Annotated in this window: 15 protein-coding genes and 1 pseudogene; 3 read left to right on the forward strand and 13 right to left on the reverse strand. The window is 61.5% G+C overall.

Annotated elements, in window-relative coordinates:
* Nucleotides 1–7 precede the first annotated feature (7 nt).
* The 8 genes and pseudogenes from QDT79_RS00125 to QDT79_RS00160 all read right to left on the reverse strand — a co-directional run bounded on the left by QDT79_RS00125 (nucleotide 8) and on the right by QDT79_RS00160 (nucleotide 6,490).
* A complete protein-coding gene (locus QDT79_RS00125) occupies nucleotides 8–994 on the reverse strand; it encodes an ABC transporter permease (RefSeq protein ID WP_107227935.1) in 987 nt (328 codons plus the stop codon).
* Nucleotides 987–2,504: a sugar ABC transporter ATP-binding protein gene (locus tag QDT79_RS00130; RefSeq protein ID WP_308316085.1), complete on the reverse strand. Its 1,518-nt coding sequence runs from the start codon at nucleotides 2,502–2,504 to the stop codon at nucleotides 987–989. Before QDT79_RS00130 ends, QDT79_RS00125 begins: the two co-directional genes overlap by 8 nt.
* Nucleotides 2,505–2,506: 2 nt before the next feature.
* Entirely contained in the window at nucleotides 2,507–3,490 is a 984-nt protein-coding gene (locus tag QDT79_RS00135; protein WP_149559828.1) for a substrate-binding domain-containing protein, read from the reverse strand.
* Between the two features lie 47 nt (nucleotides 3,491–3,537).
* On the reverse strand, nucleotides 3,538–4,356 hold the full coding sequence (locus QDT79_RS00140) for a DeoR/GlpR family DNA-binding transcription regulator (protein WP_055312180.1): 819 nt from the start codon (nucleotides 4,354–4,356) through the stop codon (nucleotides 3,538–3,540).
* 379 nt (nucleotides 4,357–4,735) lie between these two features.
* Complete coding sequence (locus tag QDT79_RS00145; RefSeq protein ID WP_063990687.1) at nucleotides 4,736–5,053, reverse strand: BrnA antitoxin family protein; 318 nt, start codon at nucleotides 5,051–5,053, stop codon at nucleotides 4,736–4,738.
* Nucleotides 5,016–5,337 (reverse strand): annotated as a pseudogene (locus tag QDT79_RS00150) (BrnT family toxin). The gene QDT79_RS00145 and the pseudogene QDT79_RS00150 overlap by 38 nt, the downstream one beginning before the upstream one ends.
* Nucleotides 5,338–5,413: 76 nt before the next feature.
* On the reverse strand, nucleotides 5,414–6,160 hold the full coding sequence (locus tag QDT79_RS00155) for an SDR family oxidoreductase (RefSeq protein ID WP_049212585.1): 747 nt from the start codon (nucleotides 6,158–6,160) through the stop codon (nucleotides 5,414–5,416).
* Nucleotides 6,161–6,256: 96 nt separating this feature from the next.
* Nucleotides 6,257–6,490, reverse strand: coding sequence for a hypothetical protein (locus QDT79_RS00160; RefSeq protein WP_063990685.1), 234 nt, complete (start codon nucleotides 6,488–6,490; stop codon nucleotides 6,257–6,259).
* A 189-nt stretch (nucleotides 6,491–6,679) separates the two neighbouring features.
* Between QDT79_RS00160 and QDT79_RS00165 the strand changes: the two genes are divergently transcribed.
* Genes QDT79_RS00165 through QDT79_RS00175 form a run of 3 tightly spaced genes read left to right on the forward strand, consistent with a single transcriptional unit; the run spans nucleotide 6,680 to nucleotide 9,289 of the window.
* Nucleotides 6,680–7,339 (forward strand): response regulator, encoded by a 660-nt coding sequence (locus tag QDT79_RS00165; protein ID WP_019455640.1) that lies wholly within the window; start codon nucleotides 6,680–6,682, stop codon nucleotides 7,337–7,339.
* 4 nt (nucleotides 7,340–7,343) lie between these two features.
* Nucleotides 7,344–8,762 carry an ATP-binding protein gene (locus tag QDT79_RS00170; protein WP_063990684.1) on the forward strand — a complete coding sequence of 473 codons (1,419 nt, stop codon included), beginning with the start codon at nucleotides 7,344–7,346 and terminating at the stop codon, nucleotides 8,760–8,762.
* Nucleotides 8,759–9,289, forward strand: coding sequence for a GNAT family N-acetyltransferase (locus QDT79_RS00175; protein ID WP_063990683.1), 531 nt, complete (start codon nucleotides 8,759–8,761; stop codon nucleotides 9,287–9,289). Before QDT79_RS00170 ends, QDT79_RS00175 begins: the two co-directional genes overlap by 4 nt.
* Before the next feature lie 10 nt (nucleotides 9,290–9,299).
* Here QDT79_RS00175 and QDT79_RS00180 read toward each other — a convergent pair whose 3' ends face one another.
* The 5 genes from QDT79_RS00180 to ubiI all read right to left on the reverse strand — a co-directional run bounded on the left by QDT79_RS00180 (nucleotide 9,300) and on the right by ubiI (nucleotide 16,702).
* The gene (locus tag QDT79_RS00180; RefSeq protein WP_308316086.1) at nucleotides 9,300–10,265 is read right to left on the reverse strand and encodes a zinc-binding alcohol dehydrogenase family protein; all 966 of its coding nucleotides are present in this window, start codon (nucleotides 10,263–10,265) and stop codon (nucleotides 9,300–9,302) included.
* Between the two features lie 108 nt (nucleotides 10,266–10,373).
* Nucleotides 10,374–13,253 carry an aminomethyl-transferring glycine dehydrogenase gene (gene gcvP / locus QDT79_RS00185; protein WP_063990681.1) on the reverse strand — a complete coding sequence of 960 codons (2,880 nt, stop codon included), beginning with the start codon at nucleotides 13,251–13,253 and terminating at the stop codon, nucleotides 10,374–10,376.
* Between the two features lie 92 nt (nucleotides 13,254–13,345).
* Nucleotides 13,346–13,732 (reverse strand): glycine cleavage system protein GcvH, encoded by a 387-nt coding sequence (gene gcvH, locus QDT79_RS00190; RefSeq protein WP_063990680.1) that lies wholly within the window; start codon nucleotides 13,730–13,732, stop codon nucleotides 13,346–13,348.
* 163 nt (nucleotides 13,733–13,895) lie between these two features.
* A complete protein-coding gene (gcvT, locus tag QDT79_RS00195; protein WP_004931631.1) occupies nucleotides 13,896–14,993 on the reverse strand; it encodes a glycine cleavage system aminomethyltransferase GcvT in 1,098 nt (365 codons plus the stop codon).
* A 506-nt stretch (nucleotides 14,994–15,499) separates the two neighbouring features.
* On the reverse strand, nucleotides 15,500–16,702 hold the full coding sequence (ubiI, locus tag QDT79_RS00200) for an FAD-dependent 2-octaprenylphenol hydroxylase (RefSeq protein WP_107227942.1): 1,203 nt from the start codon (nucleotides 16,700–16,702) through the stop codon (nucleotides 15,500–15,502).
* Between the last annotated feature and the right edge of the window lie 77 nt (nucleotides 16,703–16,779).

Below are 16,779 nucleotides of genomic sequence, written 5' to 3' on the forward strand. Positions count from 1 at the left end.
GCGCTCCTCAGGCGAAACCGACGTCGGTTTCTTTGCGTTTCTTGTAGTGGGTGACGGTGATCGCCGCGACGATCACCAGGCCGATCACCACGTTCATGAAGTAGCTGGACACGCCGATCAGGTTGAGACCGTTTTTCAGCACGCCGATCAGGAATACGCCCATCAGCGTGCCGATCACGCTGCCCTTGCCGCCGTTCAGGCTGGCGCCGCCCAGCACCGCCGCCGCCAGTACGTCGAGCTCACCGCCCACCAGCGCATTGGGCACCACCTCCCCCATGCGGTACACCTGCACCAGGCCGCCGATCGCCGCCATCACGCCCAGATAGCCATAGGCGAACAGGTGCAACAGGCCGACGCGGATGCCGATGCGCCGCGCCGACTCCGCATCGCCGCCGACGGCAAACAGCTGGCGTCCGAGGTGCGTCTTGTTCAGCAGCAGCCAGGTCAGCAGCGCCACCGCCAGCATCACCAGCGTCGGCAAACCGAGCTGATAGCTCTGTTCACCCAGCTGGAACGGCAGCACGCTGCGCGGCAGCGTCCACCAGTCCGGCAGCGCGTACAGGCTGCGGCCGTTGGTCAGCCACATCAGCATGCCGAACAAGAACGCCTGCATGCTGATGGTGACGATGATCGAGACGATGCGCAGGCAGTAGATCAACAGCGCGTTGACCATGCCCAGCGCGGCGCCGATCGCCAACGCCAGCAGAATGCTGCCCGCCGGGCTGGCCAGCCCGTAGTGGGTCGCCAGCGTGGCGATCAGGTACTGCACCACCGAGGCCACCGCCGCGAAGGAGATATCGATGCCGCCGGTCACCAGCACCACGAACAGGCCGAGGGCGAAAATGCCGCTCACCGCATAGCTTTCGCTAAGATCGAGCAGATTTTGCACCGTTAAAAACCGATCGCTGAGCAGCGAAAAAACGATGACCGTCAGCAGCAGTACCCAGGCCAGGTAGCCTTCGTTGCCGCGCGGTTTCAGGCTGAATCTACGCATTGACCGCCTCCGCCAGCTGTTGCTGGCTCACCTGCCCCGGCAGGTATTCGCCGATCACGCTGCCGCCGCTGAAGTGCAGCACCCGATCGCAGTTGTAATACACCTCCGGCACCTCGTCGGAGATCAGTAAAATGGCGATCCCCTCCTGCGCCAGCAGATGGATCAGTTGGTAGATGCTGGCCTTGGCGCCAACGTCGACGCCGACGGTCGGCGAGTCAAGGATCAGGATCCGCGGCTGGGTCAGCACCCACTTGGCCAATACGATCTTTTGCTGATTGCCGCCGGACAGCGTCGAAACCGCCTGCTCCGGATCCGCCACCCGCACGCCAAGTTTGGCGATCCATTCCGCGACGATGCGATTCTTGCGGTAGTCGTCAATCAGGCGAAAACGCCCGCGCAGCTTATCGAGAATGGTCAGCACTGCGTTGTCCGCCACCGACTGTTGCTGCACCAGGCCGAGCGTCAGGCGATCCTCCGAGACGTAGCCGATACCGGCCTTGATCGCGTCCTCATGGCCGCGAAAGCGCACCGGTTTGCTGTCGAGGTAGAGCTTACCGCTGTCCGGCCGGGTCATGCCGAACAGGCTCAGCGCCAGCTCGGTGCGCCCGGAGCCGAGCAGCCCGCACAGCCCAAGCACCTCGCCCTGATGCAGCCGGAAGCTCACGTCCTGATACTGCCCGGTGCGGCTGAGGCGATCCGCCTCCAGCATCACCCGATCCTTATTCATGCTCGGTGACTTCAGGCGATAGTCCAGCTTCAGGCCGGTCATCAGCTCGGTCAGACGCTCGCCGGTGATCTCCGCCGCCGGCCAGGTACCGATCTTGTTGCCGTCGCGGATCACCGTGACGCGATCCGAGATCTCCAGCACCTCGTCCAGCCGGTGGCTGACGAACACCACGCAGATGCCTTTCGCTTTCAGGTAATCCACCGTGCGCAGCAGCTGATTGACCTCGGTGCGGGTCAGCGAGGCGGTCGGTTCATCCATGATCACCAGCCGCGCCTCCGCCACCAGCGCGCGACAGATCGCCACCTGCTGGCGCTGGGCGATCGGCAGCTCCGCCACCCGTTTGTCGAGATCCAGATGGAAACTCAGCTCCTGCAGCAGGCGCTCGGCGGTGCGCCGCAGCCGCGCCGGGCGGTACCATCCCAGCAGCCCATGCAGGTTGTGCTCGAAGGCGATGTTTTCCGCCACCGTCAGGTTGGGAAACAGCGACAGATCCTGATAGATCACCTGGATTCCGAAGGCGCGCGCCTGATCCGGCGACAGCCGGCCGAAGGTTTGCCCGTCGATGGTGATGCGGCTGCCGTCGTCCGGTTGATACACGCCGGCGATCGTCTTGATCAACGTACTTTTTCCGCAGCCGTTGGTGCCGGCCAGGCAGTGCACTTCCCCCGGCATCAGCGCCAGCGAGATAGCGTTTAGCGCACGCTGCCCGCCAAAGGTCATCGACAGCTGTTGCAGCGCGATCAGCGGCGTGCCCTGCGTTGCCGTATTGCCGGAAATCGCCATGATTACAGCCCCATCTTCACCAGCTTCGGCAGGTTTTGCTTATCCAGGCTTTCGGTGGCGTTGCCGAGAAGGGTGTGCTGCTGCGCATCCACCTGCACCTTGCCCATGCCTTCGATGGTCATGCCATCGGTGATTTTTTCTCCCTGGTGCATCATGTCGGCGATGCGCACGAACACTTCGCCGGCCACCAGCGGATTCCAGATATAACCGCCCTTGATGGCGCCACGGTTGACCAGCGAAGCGCCCTGGCCCGGGCTGAATGGCCCGATGACGCAGATATCATTGCTTTTTCCGCGGTTGAGCACCGCGCGCCCGGCGCCGATCGGCCCCTGTGAACCAAAGGCCAGCACGCCTTTCAGATCGGGATATTTGGCCATCAGATCGTTGGTGGTGCGCACGCTGTCATCCAGCGATTCGCCCACGCCGAACTTGTCGCCCACCAGCTGCATGTTCGGATAGTGCTGCTTCTGGTAGTTGATGGCCGAGTCCGACCAGGTGATGTGCAGCGGCACCGTCAGGCTACCGACGTACACCGCATACTTGCCCTGCTCTTTCATGCAGGCGGCCAGCGCTTTCATGTGATTGACCCCGTGCTGCGAGGCGTCCACCAGCTCAAAATCCCAGTCGGCGTACTTCTGGCCGGGGGATTCGTGCACGATCACCTTGATGCCCGCTTCCTGTGCGCGCTTGAGCACCGGCTCCAGCACCCGGGCGTCGTTCGGCACCACGCCGATGATGTCCACCTTCTGCGCGATCAGATCTTCGATGGCGCGCACCTGCAGCGCCGGGTCCGCCGCCGTCGGCCCGACCATCCAGGCGTCGATGCCACGTTTGGCACCTTCGCTTTTGATGCCGGCCTCCATGGCGTTGAACCAGGGAATGCCGCCGATCTTCACCACCACGCCCATTTTCAGCTTGTCCGCCGCCTGCGCGGAGACCGACAGCAGCAGCGAGGCAAACAGACCGACCAGTACGGATTTTTTCATTGTTCTCTCTCCACAAGTGTTGGCTGTAATAAGGGTTTTCGTTGTTGTTATCGCGCCGCCCTTTTCGCGGCGGGTGAAACTTCAATCACGTCGACGTTGTTCCAGGCCAGTTCCTGACGAAATTCATCGTCGCTGAGCCTGTCGGTGATCAGGGTGTCTATCTCCCGGTAGTGGCAGATGCGCGCGAACGAGCGGCGGCCGAACTTGTTGCTGTCCACCAGCAGGAACTTGCGCTCCGACGCCAGCAGCATCTGCTGTTTCAACCGCGCATGATGCTCGTTGCTCTCACGGACGCCGCCGTCCTGGCAGATGCCGTGGCAGGAGAAGAACAGCTTGTTGATCACGAACTCCTTCAGCATCTGCTCCGCCAGCACGCCGATAAAATCCTCGTACTTGGCGGAATACTCGCCCCCCAGGCCGATGGTGCGCACGTTGGCCTTGCAGGCCAGCGTCTGGATGATGTGCAGCGAGTTGGTCAGCACCACCAGCGAGATATCCGGCAGTTGGCGCGCCAAAAACCAGCTGGTGGAGCTGCTGTCCAGCAGCAGGCAATCCCCCGGCGCGATAAATTCCAGCGCGCGTTTGGCGATGCGCGTTTTCTGCTCCGGTGCCTCGTTGCTGCGCTGGCGGAAAGATTCCCCCTGGTCTATCTCGGCGGGCACATAGGTTTTTTCCACTGCCGGCGGCTCGACGAACACCGCGCCGCCGTGGCTGCGCAGCAGCAGGCCGCGCCGTTCCAGCAAGGCCAGATCACGCCGCGCCGTCTCGATAGAGATATGGCACAGCTGCGCCACCTCCTGCACCATCACGCGGCCGCGCTGGCTCAAGACTTCGGTGATAAAGCGATGACGTTCTACAGGCAGCATGTTTCTTTTCTCCTCCACGACGATGATTACGATATCGATTTGCCGCGCCGCGTTTTGCGCGCAGACGCAAAGCACATCGCCCCGCGATCGGGCAACGATCGCGCTGTGATAGTTGTCAAAAAAATCGGGAAGGAAATGAAATGAATAATTACGAAAGTGTGGAGTAACAGACAGTTATGATATGTGCGCGTCTTAGACAGGCAGGAGAGAAACGGTAAACGGTCACAATTCCACGTTCCGCAACATGACCGTTAATGACCGTTTTTGTGGTTTTGACCGAACGCTGCCGAGCGGCGGCTAATGCTGGTAGGCTTTACCTGAAAAGCTGCAAAAAAAATCCGGTGAGAACCTCACCGGACCGTTACCCGCCTGACACGACTTATTCCTCGTGCTCATGCTCTTTCAACATTGCCTCACGCAACACGGCGTTCAGGCGTTTCTGATAGCCTTTGCCTGGCCGCTGAAGCCAGGCCAACACATCCGCATCGATTCGGATGGTTTTCGATACTTTCATCGGTTTATAAAAACGCCCCTGCACCGCCGCCTGCCACTTTTCCTCACCCAGGGCCGGGGCATCGGCATAATCGATATCCTCATCCGGCAGCGCGCTCAACGAAGCAATTTGCGCTTTCTGCTCCTCCGTCAACGGAGGGAGTACGCTATGCGCCAGATTTTTGGCTGAATTTTTGCGCTTCATATCTTCCCCTCTCTTTGGCATCGGCCTTGCGTGCTGAAATGATACGCACGATCTCTACTGTATCGCCTTCGACATCCGTTTCGATCGTCGTATGCGCCACCAGCAGCAACAAACAGGAGCCGACCATACCGAGCGTGCCAGCGTTCTTCTCCACCCTCGATCCTCTCCAGCACGGCCAAATGGTTGGGATCCAGAAAAACCCGTTGCGCAATCTCAAAACTGACGCGGTGTTTGCGCTGGTTGCTGTGATTTTTATCCTGATTCCATTCAAAATAAACATACATTTTTGTAACTACATTTTGATTGTTATTTAATCAAAATACACTCCGCACGGCGGGATGTCAAAACCCCCTCATGCATTCAACGCCCGCCGGCGGCCTCGATAAAGGTGCCGGTCACGTAAGACGCGGCGTCAGACAGCAGCCAGGCGATCGCCTCCGCCACTTCCTGCGGCTGCCCGCCGCGCTGCATCGGTAAACTGTCCTTCACGCGATCCACCCGGCCGGGCTCGCCGCCGCTGGCGTGCATCTCGGTATAGATGAATCCGGGCCGCACGCCGTTGACGCGGATGCCCTGCGCCGCCACCTCGCGCGATAACCCGATGGTCAGGGTATCGACGGCGCCTTTCGAGGCGGCGTAATCGACGTATTCCCCGGCAGCGCCTAAACGAGAAGCGGCGGAAGAAACGTTGACGATGGCGCCGCCCTGCCCGCCATGGCGCAGCGCCATGCGCTTCACCGCCTCGCGGCAACACAGGAAGTAACCGGTCACGTTGGTGCCGAGCACCTGATTGATGCGCTCGGCGGTCAACTGCTCAATGTTCGCCTGCTGGAACAAAATGCCGGCATTGTTGACCAACGCACTGAGCGTGCCCAGCCGGGCGTCCAGCGCGGCGAACATCGCCATCACCTGCGCTTCATCGGCCACGTCGGCCTGCAACGCCAGCGCCTTCCCGCCCTGCGCCTCAATCTCTGCCACCACCTGCCGTGCGGCGCTTTCGTCACGCAGGTAATTCACGCCCACGGCATAACCCTGCCGGGCCAGCAACAACGCGGCCGCACGGCCAATCCCCCGGCTCGCGCCGGTCACCAATGCCACTTTCGTCATACTGTTTTTTCTCTGGTTAGCGATGTCAACATAGCGGCCTGCGTGCAGACGCCCCATTTGCCCGTCAGAGTATAGAGCGGCGCCCTAAAAAGCGCTTCAAAGCTGAGCCAGGCGGCGCAGCTGCTTTTTGATGCGCGCTTTGACGCAGCCGTAGGCGTCCGGCGTCGTCGCCTGATGAACCCGCTGCAAACCGGCAGCATGCAGGCCGCTGTGGCTATGGCTCTGCGCATCGCCGCGAAAAGACAACAGCAACAGAACGAGCAGCGTCGCCACGCCTGCGTACATCAACCGCCGCGAGGTGCCCGCGAGCGGGGAACCGTCAGTCTGCATGTTTCGCTCCCTCCGTTGTGATATCGAATGGCAGCAAAATAACTGAAATTCCCCCGCGTTCCCTTAACGCGAGATTAAAGCCAGATTAAGGTTTGCTTAAGAACACGCAGGCAAAGCGAGTTTCCCCGTTGTCTTCCCGGCAGGGTTATAGTTAGATAATCGCGATTCGAGGAACTCAGCGGAACAAACGTGAACATACTGTTGGTGGAAGACGACCTGCAATTAGGCAAGGCGCTGTGCCGCGCATTGGAGCTCACCGGCTTTAATTTGTGCTGGGTGCGCCTGCTCGCAGACGCGGAAAATAAACTTTCACCCGGCGGGTTCGACCTGATGCTGTTGGATCTCACGCTGCCGGACGGCGACGGTTTGCAAAAGCTGATCGCCTGGCGCGCCGCCGGGCAAAATATCCCCATCATCATCCTGACCGCCCGCGACCGCATCGAAAGCCTGGTGAACAGCCTGGATTCCGGCGCGGACGACTTTCTGGCCAAACCCTTTGCGCTGCCCGAACTCATCTCGCGCGTCAAGGCGGTCAACCGCCGCATGGCGGGCTTCGCGTCGCAAACCTGGAGCCTCGGCACGCTGTATCTCGATCCGGTCAACCATCAGGTGACGCTGGATAACGAACTGCTGATGCTGTCGAAAAAAGAGTATCACCTACTGCACGAACTGATGCGCTGTGCCGGCACCGTGGTGCGCAAAGCGGTGCTGGAACAGCGGCTGTTCGGCCACGGCGACAGCGTGGAAAGCAACTCGCTGGAAGTGCATATGCATAATTTACGGCGCAAGATCGGTAAAGAAAGAATTATTACCGTACGCGGCATTGGCTATTTGCTGAAGAAAGAGTAGCGGAATGATCGGTTTCAAATCCTTCTTTATGCGCACCATTATTTTCCAGGTGCTGGCCATTTTATTATTGTGGGGGCTCCTCGTCGCCTGGGTGAAATATTGGTATTACCCCGACATGGAGAAATATTTCGATAACCAGCAACGCATCGTCGCCGCAGGCATCGCCAATATTCTCGATGAAACCGGCACCGACAATATCGATTACCTCGGCATCATCAAGACCATTGAAGGCATGTACATTGATTCCATCAATAATGGCATGCAGGATCAAATCGACTATCACCCGCTGTTCGTGGTTTACGATCGGGACAACCGGGTGCTTTACAGTTCGCAAACGCAGGGAGAGCCGCTGCGTCTGCCGCCTTCGGTGCTGTCCGGCTCCGTCAATTACGCCGGCGCCAACTGGCATCTCGCCGGCAGTTGGAGCGAAAAGCGCCAGTACCGGGTAATCGTCGGCGAGTCGTTCAACGATCGCACCACGCTGTTCGGCAACCCGGCGGAGAGCACCGCCGTACCGCTGCTGGGCATTCTGGCAGCCATCATCGTCACCTTGCTGTTTACCGCCTATTTCAGCCTGCGGCCGCTGCGCCAGATCGCCCGCACCATCTCCGATCGCCAGCCAGGCAACCTGTCGCCGATCAATGTCAGCGAGCAGTATCAGGAAATCCGGCCGGTGGTGGTGGAGGTCAACAAACTGATGGCGCGCATCGACGCCGCCAATCAGCGCGAGAAACGCTTTATGGCCGATGCGGCGCACGAACTGCGCACGCCGATCGCCGCCGTGCTGGCGCAGCTGCACCTGCTGACCCAGGTCAGCGAGCAGCAGGAGCGCAGGGAGATCATCGGCGACATGCAGCAGGGGCTGGATCGCGCGGCGTCGCTGTCTCGCCAGTTGATCAACCTGGCCAAGCTGGAGGCGGAAGATTTTCCGCTGAAAATCGAGGCGGTGGACATCTACGCAGAGATCGGCAAATGCATCGCGCAGCACGTCCCTTATGCGCTGGAAAAGGATGTGGAACTCTCGCTCGACGGCAGCGAGGACGTGGTGATTACCACCGACCGTCCTGCGCTGATCGCCATCTTCACCAACCTGCTGGACAACGCACTCAAGTACGCGCCGCCCGGCAGCCGCATCGAAGCCAATATCCGCTCGCTGGCGCCGCTCGGCTGCTATATTACGTTGCGCGACAACGGCCCTGGAGTGAGCGAAGAGCACCGCGCCCGCCTGTTTGAACGCTTTTACCGCGTGCCTGGCACGCAGCAGACCGGCAGCGGTCTGGGGTTGGCCATCGCCCGGAACCTGGCCGACAAGATCGGCGCGCAGCTGCGCGTCACCGAAGGCCTCGACGATCGCGGCATCGGTTTTATTATCGATTTACCGGAAAGTTACCGGCCACAGACTGAGAGTGAACAACGATCATGAGCCCCCCTGTTCTGCTGCAACGGCAACAACTCGACCGGCTGTGGGATATCGACCGCAGTGAAATCATCGACACCCTGTATCGCCTGCAGGACGGCAAGCTGCACGCCTACCCGGACTACTACGACGTGCGCGGTTGGGATCCGCACGACCGAGACACCTATACGCCAATCCACGAAGCCTGCTTCGATCGCGGCGGCACGTTCTTCGCGTTGTTCGAAGGCGAGGAGATCGTCGCGGCGGCGGCGCTGGACACCGAGCCGCGCGGCCCACAGCGGGATCTGCGCCAGCTGCTGTTCTTTTACGTCAGCGCACACCAACGCGGCCAGGGCTTAGGCAGGCAGCTGTTTCAACTCTGCCTGCGTCAGGCGGCGCAAGAAGGCGCCGCCGGGCTGTACGTTTCCTCCATCCCCAACAAAAGCACCGTAGACTTCTATCTGGCGCAGGGCTGTCGGCTCATCGAGCGCCCGGATGCCGAGCTGTTCGCCCGCGAGCCGGAGGATATTCACCTGGTCTGCCTTTGCCGCTAGCGGCAAGAGTCTAACGGGTGATGCGTATCACCGAACGCACGTCGCTTTTCTTGTTCAGATCCCACACCTCGGCGATCTCCGCCAAGGCGTGCTCCTGCGTCTCGATAGTGAGCGCGCCCGTCGCCGCCAGCGCCAGAATTTCGGTCGCATAGCGCTGCATCTCCGGGACCGGCGGGAAGTTGCCGGTGCCGCTGCCGAGGATCTGCAGCTGATTGCTGCGCAACACCGCCGCAGGCAGCCGGATGTCCGGCGCGGCCATCGAGCCGACGTTGACCAGGCGAATGCCGCGCCCGCCGGCGTAAGACGAGAGATCGTGATTATTGAGCGTTGCGAGCAGCGCTTCAGTCGCCGGGCCCCAGATATAATCGACGATCACCTGATAACCGCCCGGCCCTGCCGCCGCCGCGAAAGCCTGCGTCAGCGCCTCGCCCTGCAGGCTCAGATCCACCGTGGCGTCTACGTCCAACGCCTCCAGCACGCTCAGCCGACGGCCGGCAGCAACGATGCGCCCGGCCCCTGCCTGACGCGCCGCCGCGACCGCCAGTTTGCCCGAGGTGCCGGTAGCGCCGATGATCAGCACCGTTTCGCCGGGCTGCAGATCCGCCCGCCAGCGCAGCGGCAGCCAGGCGGCGAAGGCCGGGTTGATCAGCGCCGCCGCCGTGGCATCGTCTACCGCCTCCGGCACCGGCACCGTCCATGACGCGACGCTGCGCTCAGCCATCGCGCCGTAAGGGCGGCGGAAGGAGGCGAAATACACCCGTTGCCCGTCGGCCGTCCGGCCCACGCCGTCGGTGCCGGGCACGATCGGCAGCTGCTTGGGGCTGGAGTAATGGGTGCCGGCGACGGTGGCGCGATCCAGCTGTTTGATGCCGGCCGCCAGAACGTCGATCGGCACTTCATTCGCCTGCGCCTGGGGCTCCTCAAAGGTGCCGAATACCGGGGCTTGCCCCAGCGCTGTTACGATTGCCGCTTGCATGGTGACTCCTCAAATCGTGGGAACGTACAGGAAAGAATAGGCCGCAATAAAATAAAAAGGGACACCGCATGATGCGGTGTCCCCCGAACACAAACTTTGCCGAACGTGTTATTCGTAATCGCTCATCGGCACGCAAGAGCAGAACAGGTTACGGTCGCCGTACACGTCGTCCAAACGCTTAACGCTCGGCCAGTACTTGTTCTCGCGCACGCCGGCCACCGGGAACACTGCCAGCTCGCGGCTGTACGGGTGCTGCCAGTCGTTGACCAGCTCCGCCTGCACGTGCGGCGCATTCACCAGCGGGTTGTCTTCCAGCGGCCATTCGCCTTTGGCGACGCGGTCAATCTCACTGCGGATCGCCAGCATCGCATCGATAAAGCGATCCAGCTCCACTTTGCTTTCCGACTCGGTCGGCTCGACCATCAGCGTGCCCGCCACCGGGAACGACATGGTCGGCGCGTGGAAGCCGAAGTCGATCAGGCGCTTGGCGATGTCCATTTCGCTGATGCCGGTCTCTTCCTTCAGCGGACGAATATCGAGGATACATTCGTGCGCCACGCGGTGATCGCGGCCGGTATACAGGATCGGATAGGCGTCTTTCAGACGGGTTGCGATGTAGTTGGCATTCAGGATCGCCATCTGGCTGGCCTGCTTCAGGCCTTCCGCGCCCATCATGCGGATGTACATCCAGCTGATAGGCAGGATGGAGGCGCTGCCGAACGGCGCCGCGGAAACCGCGCCCTGCTGGGTGGTTACGCCGTCGATCTGCACGACGCTGTGGCCCGGCACGAACGGCGCCAGGTGCGCTTTCACGCCGATCGGGCCCATGCCCGGGCCGCCGCCGCCGTGCGGGATGCAGAAGGTTTTATGCAGGTTGAGGTGCGAAACATCCGCGCCGATGTAGCCTGGCGTGGTGATGCCCACCTGGGCGTTCATGTTGGCGCCGTCCAGATACACCTGGCCGCCGAACTGATGCACGATCTGGCATACTTCACGGATGGTTTCTTCATACACGCCGTGGGTCGACGGGTAGGTCACCATGATGCAAGAGAGTTCTTCGCCCGCCTGCTCCGCCTTGACGCGCAGATCGTGCAGATCGATGTTGCCGTTCTTGTCGCAGGCGACCACCACCACGCTCATGCCCGCCATTTGGGCGGAGGCCGGGTTGGTGCCGTGCGCGGAGCTCGGGATCAGGCAGACGTGGCGGCCCGCTTCGTTGCGGCTTTCATGGTAGCGACGGATCGCCAGCAGGCCGGCGTATTCACCCTGCGCGCCGGAGTTCGGCTGCATGCACACCGCGTCATAGCCGGTCAGCTGCACCAGCCACTGAGACAGTTGGCCGATCATCTGCTGGTAGCCGGCAGCCTGCTCCGGCGGGCAGAACGGGTGCAGCTCGGAGAATTCAGGCCAGGTGATCGGGATCATCTCCGCCGCAGCATTCAATTTCATGGTGCAAGAGCCCAGCGGGATCATCGCCTGGTTCAGCGCCAGATCCTTACGCTCCAGGCGATGCATGTAGCGCATCATCTCGGTTTCGCTGTGATAGCGGTTGAATACCGGATGGGTCAGGATCGGATCCTGACGCAGCATGGCGGCCGGGATCGATTGACTGTTCTTGCTCACCACCGCGTCCAGCGCGTCGATGTCCAGGCCGTGTTCGTCGCCGGCCAGCAGTGCGAACAGCGTCTGCACGTCTTCACGCGAGGTGGCTTCGTCCAGCGTGATGCCCACGGCGCCGTGGATATCGGTACGCAGGTTGATGCCGAAGCTCAGCGCGCGTTCCAGTACGGCAGCCTTGTCTTTCACTTCAACGGTCAGGGTGTCGAACCAGGTGTTGTGGCGCAGCGTCAGGCCGGCCTTCTGCAGCCCGGCGGCCAGGATGTCGGTCAAGCGATGGATACGCCCGGCGATGCGCTGTAGCCCTTGCGGACCGTGATATACCGCATACAGGCTGGCGATGTTGGCCAACAGCACCTGCGAGGTACAGATATTCGAGTTGGCCTTCTCGCGGCGGATATGCTGCTCGCGGGTCTGCATTGCCATGCGCAGCGCGGTGTTACCGGCGGCATCGCGGGAAACGCCGATGATGCGGCCCGGCATCGAACGCTTGAACTCGTCGCGGCAGGCGAAGAAGGCGGCGTGCGGGCCGCCGTAGCCCATCGGCACGCCGAAGCGCTGCGCGGAGCCGAACACCACGTCGGCGCCCTGCTTGCCCGGCGCGGTCAGCAGCACCAGGGCCATGATGTCGGCGGCCACGCTGGTGATGATTTTGCGCGATTTCAGTTCGGCCAGCAGCGCGCTGTAGTCGTGCAGCTCGCCGGTGGTGCCCACCTGTTGCAGCAGCACGCCGAACACGCCGTCCAGCTCCAGCACTTTTTCCGCTTTATCGACGATGACGTCGAAGCCGAAGGTTTCGGCGCGGGTGCGCACCACGTCCAGCGTCTGCGGATGCACGTCGTCGGCCACGAAGAAGCGGTTGGCGTCTTTCAGCTTGCTGGCGCGTTTGGCCAAGGCCATCGATTCGGCAGCGGCGGTGGCTTCATCCAGCAGCGAAGCGGAAGCCAGATCCAGGCCGGTCAGATCGAGGGTCACGGTCTGGAAGTTCAGCAGCGCTTCCAGGCGGCCCTGCGACACTTCCGGCTGATAAGGGGTGTAAGCGGTGTACCAGCCCGGATTTTCCAGCATGTTGCGCAGGATCACCGGCGGCGTCAGCACGGCGCTGTAGCCCATGCCGATATAGGATTTGTAGCGCTGATTCTGCGAGGCGATCGCCTTCAGCTCAGCCAGCGCCTGATGTTCGGTCGCCGCGTCGCCGACCGGCGGCGGCCCCGGCAGCTGAATGTCCGCCGGCACGATCTGTTGGATCAGCGCGCTGAGCGAGCGAGCGCCCACCGCTGCCAGCAACTCCTGGCGTTGTTCCGCAGAAGAGCCGATGTGGCGTTCGATGAACGCTTCGCTGTGTTCGAGTTGGCTGAGTGTCTGAGTCATTGCTACAAATTCCTGAATGCTTGCGTGATACGGGATATAGCTTGAACGGTAACTAAAACGCCCCGGCCGAAAGGCCCGGGGCGTGGTCACGATTACTCGTCGATCGAGGCCTGATAAGCCGCGGCGTCCAGCAGGTTCGCCAGCTCGCCTTCGTCGGCGGCTTTAATCTGGAACAGGAAGCCGTCACCGTAGGGCTCGCTGTTCACCAGCTCCGGAGAACTTTCCAGCTCGCCGTTCACCGCCACGATTTCGCCGCTGATTGGCGCGTAAATGTCCGACGCCGCCTTGACGGACTCCGCCACGGCGCAATCTTCACCGGCGGCGACGTTGCGGCCCACTTCCGGCAGATCGACAAACACCATATCGCCCAGCAGTTCCTGCGCGTGTTCGGTGATGCCTACGGTGTAAACGCCGTTACCTTCTGAACGAACCCACTCGTGGGAGGATGCGTATTTCAATTCTGTTGGCACATTGCTCATAGCCGGTTACTCCTTCGAAGAAATAATTTCCCGTCGTCTTTCACACTGCAGCGTTGTTGGCTGCGTACGTTCACCTCGGTCACTTACCGCAGTAAGCTCCCGAGGACTCGCGCACTTGCCGCCTAGCCGCAGCGCGAAATCCCTAGGGAAGAATCAATAAAAATCAATTTGTCAGCGGCTTGCCGGCGCGAACAAAACCGGGCTTGGTCACTTTGACCGGCATTTCACGGTTGCGGATCTGCACGATGGCCTGCTCGCCGATACCTGCCGGCACGCGCGCCAGCGCGATGCTGAAGCCCAGCGTCGGAGAGAACGAGCCGCTGGTGATCACGCCTTCATGGGTTTGCCCCGCCGCGTCGGTGAAACGCACCGGCAGCTCATTACGTAATACGCCTTTTTCCGTCATGATCAAGCCGACCAGTTGCTCGGTGCCCTGCTCGCGCTGTTGTTCCAGCGCTTCGCGGCCGATGAAACGGCGATCTTCTGGCTGCCAGGCGATGGTCCAGCCCATGTTGGCGGCCAGCGGTGAAACGCCTTCGTCCATCTCTTGCCCGTAGAGGTTCATGCCCGCTTCCAGACGCAGCGTGTCGCGCGCGCCCAGACCGGCCGGCTTGACGCCCGCGGCCAGCAATTTTTGCCAGAAATCCGCCGCCTGCTCTTTCGGCAGCGCGATCTCATAGCCGGCCTCGCCGGTGTAACCGGTGGTGGCGATGAACAGCTCGCCGGCCTGCACGCCGAAGAACGGCTTCATGCCTTCGACCGCACTTTTTTGTTCCGGGGTGAACAGCGTGCCGGCACGCTCTTTGGCCTGCGGGCCCTGCACCGCGATCAGCGCCAGATCGTCGCGCACCGTCAGCGCAACGCCATACGGCGCGGCGTGCTCTTCAATCCAGGCCAGGTCTTTGTCGCGCGTGGCGGAGTTCACCACCAGGCGGAAATAGTCTTCAGTGAGGAAATAAACGATCAGGTCGTCGATCACGCCGCCGGAGGCATTCAGCATGCCGGTGTACAGCGCTTTGCCGGGTTGGGTCAGTTTGGCGACGTCGTTCGCCAGCAGGTAGCGCAGGAACTCGCGGGTGCGGGCGCCGTGCAGATCCACGATGGTCATGTGAGACACGTCGAACATGCCAGCATCCTGACGCACCGCGTGGTGCTCATCGAGCTGCGAGCCGTAGTGCAGCGGCATCATCCAGCCGTGAAAGTCTACCATGCGCGCACCGCACGCCACGTGCTGGTCGTACAGTGGGGTTTGCTTTGCCATCTTTGCCCTCTTTCCACTCGTCGCTAGAAGTTAGGGTGCTGCCACGCAATGCGGCGGAGCCTGGCTCGCGGCCCGATCGCCATGGCGCACTGACTGCTCAACACAAATGCTGCGCCGGGACGGGCGGAAACTGCGTGCAACCGCCGTGACGCAAACGATACCTTTCCCCCGAACTTATCACCGAACGACCACATTAACCATAAGTTAAAATAGGCTCATCGCCGTTCCGGGGCGGTAAAATGCCGGGCTAGTGTGCAGAGTTTTTCACTGGAAAAATGCGCTTTAAGGCACAAAATTAACAATTAAAGCGGCAAAACTCCGAAGTTATATAACAAACCGGCGGCCGCGCATGAGATTCCGACTTTTGATTACCGAACATGGAATTAGAAAAAGTAATGATAAAAAGCAGCTGAAATTAGATTATTTCAAATGAAGGGTTATATAAGGAAAGACGATGGCATAAGGCGAGAAGCGCGAGCCCTCAGGGGGCTCGCAGAAGGCAGGTGTCAGGCAAGCCACTCGGGCAGATCGTTCAGGCCCATTGCCTGACGCACCAGCTTTGGCTTGACGCCCGGCAGGCTGTCCGCCAGCCTCAGCCCCACGTCGCGCAGCAGCTTTTTGGCCGGGTGGTTGCCGTCGAACAGTTCGCGGAAACCCTGCATGCTGGCCAGCATCACCGCCGCGCCATGTTTGCGGCGGCGCTCATAGCGGCGCAGATAGAGATGCTGGCCGATATCCTTGCCCTGCCGCTGCAGGCGGCGCAGCTCGGAAATCAGCTCGGCGGCGTCCATAAAGCCGAGGTTCACGCCCTGCCCGGCCAGCGGATGCACGGTATGCGCCGCATCGCCCACCAGCGCCAGGCGGTGTGCGGCGAAGCTGCGCGCATAGCGGCCGGTCAGCGGGAAGGCCAACCGTTCGCTTTCCAGGCTGCAGGCGCCCAGACGCATATCGAAGGCCATCGCCAGTTCGCGGTTGAATTGTTCCGGTTCCAACTGCTTGAGCCGCTCGGCGTCTTCCGGCGTCACCGACCAGACGATGGAGCTTAAATGCGGATCGCTGAACGGCAGGAACGCCAGAATGCCATCGCCGTAGAAAATTTGCCGCGCCGTCGCCTGATGCGGTTCTTCGGTGCGAATGGTGGCTACCAGCGCATGGTGGCGGTAATCCCAAAAGGTGAGCGGGATGTCGGCGTGCTGGCGCAGCCACGACTGGGCTCCGTCGGCGCCGATCACCAGCCGAGCAGTCAGCATGCGGCCATCCTCCAGCGTGACGAAGGCGTCGTTCTCGCCCCACGCCACCTGCTTGAGCGCGGCCGGGGTAATCAGCGTGATGTCCGAGAGGCTTTCGGCGCGTTTCCACAGCGCCTGCTGGATCACCGAGTTTTCGATGATGTGGCCGAGATGGCTGAAGCCGCACTCGTCGCCGCGGAAGGCGATTTTGCCGAAGCTGTCTCGCTCCCACACTTCCATCGCGTTGTAAGCGCTGGCGCGCAGCTGGAGAATGTCGTCCCACACGCCGATGTGCTGCAGCAAACGCTCGCTGGCGGCATTGATGGCGGAGACGCGCAGCGCAGGCTGCTCCGACGGCGGCGCCATGTCCGGCTGGCGCTGCTCCAGCACCGCCACGCGCAGCCCGCTGCCCTGCAGGCCGCAGGCCAACGCCAGCCCCACCATACCGCCACCGGCGATAATCACGTCAAATGATTGCATGCTGCTCGATTTCCTTAAATAACGCGCGACGCCTTGCCGCGCCGCGTTTTGGACGCGCCACAGGGCGCCCAATTCTG

This window comes from Serratia marcescens (genome assembly GCF_029846115.1).
In the GTDB taxonomy this organism is placed as follows: Bacteria; Pseudomonadota; Gammaproteobacteria; order Enterobacterales; family Enterobacteriaceae; genus Serratia; species Serratia marcescens_L.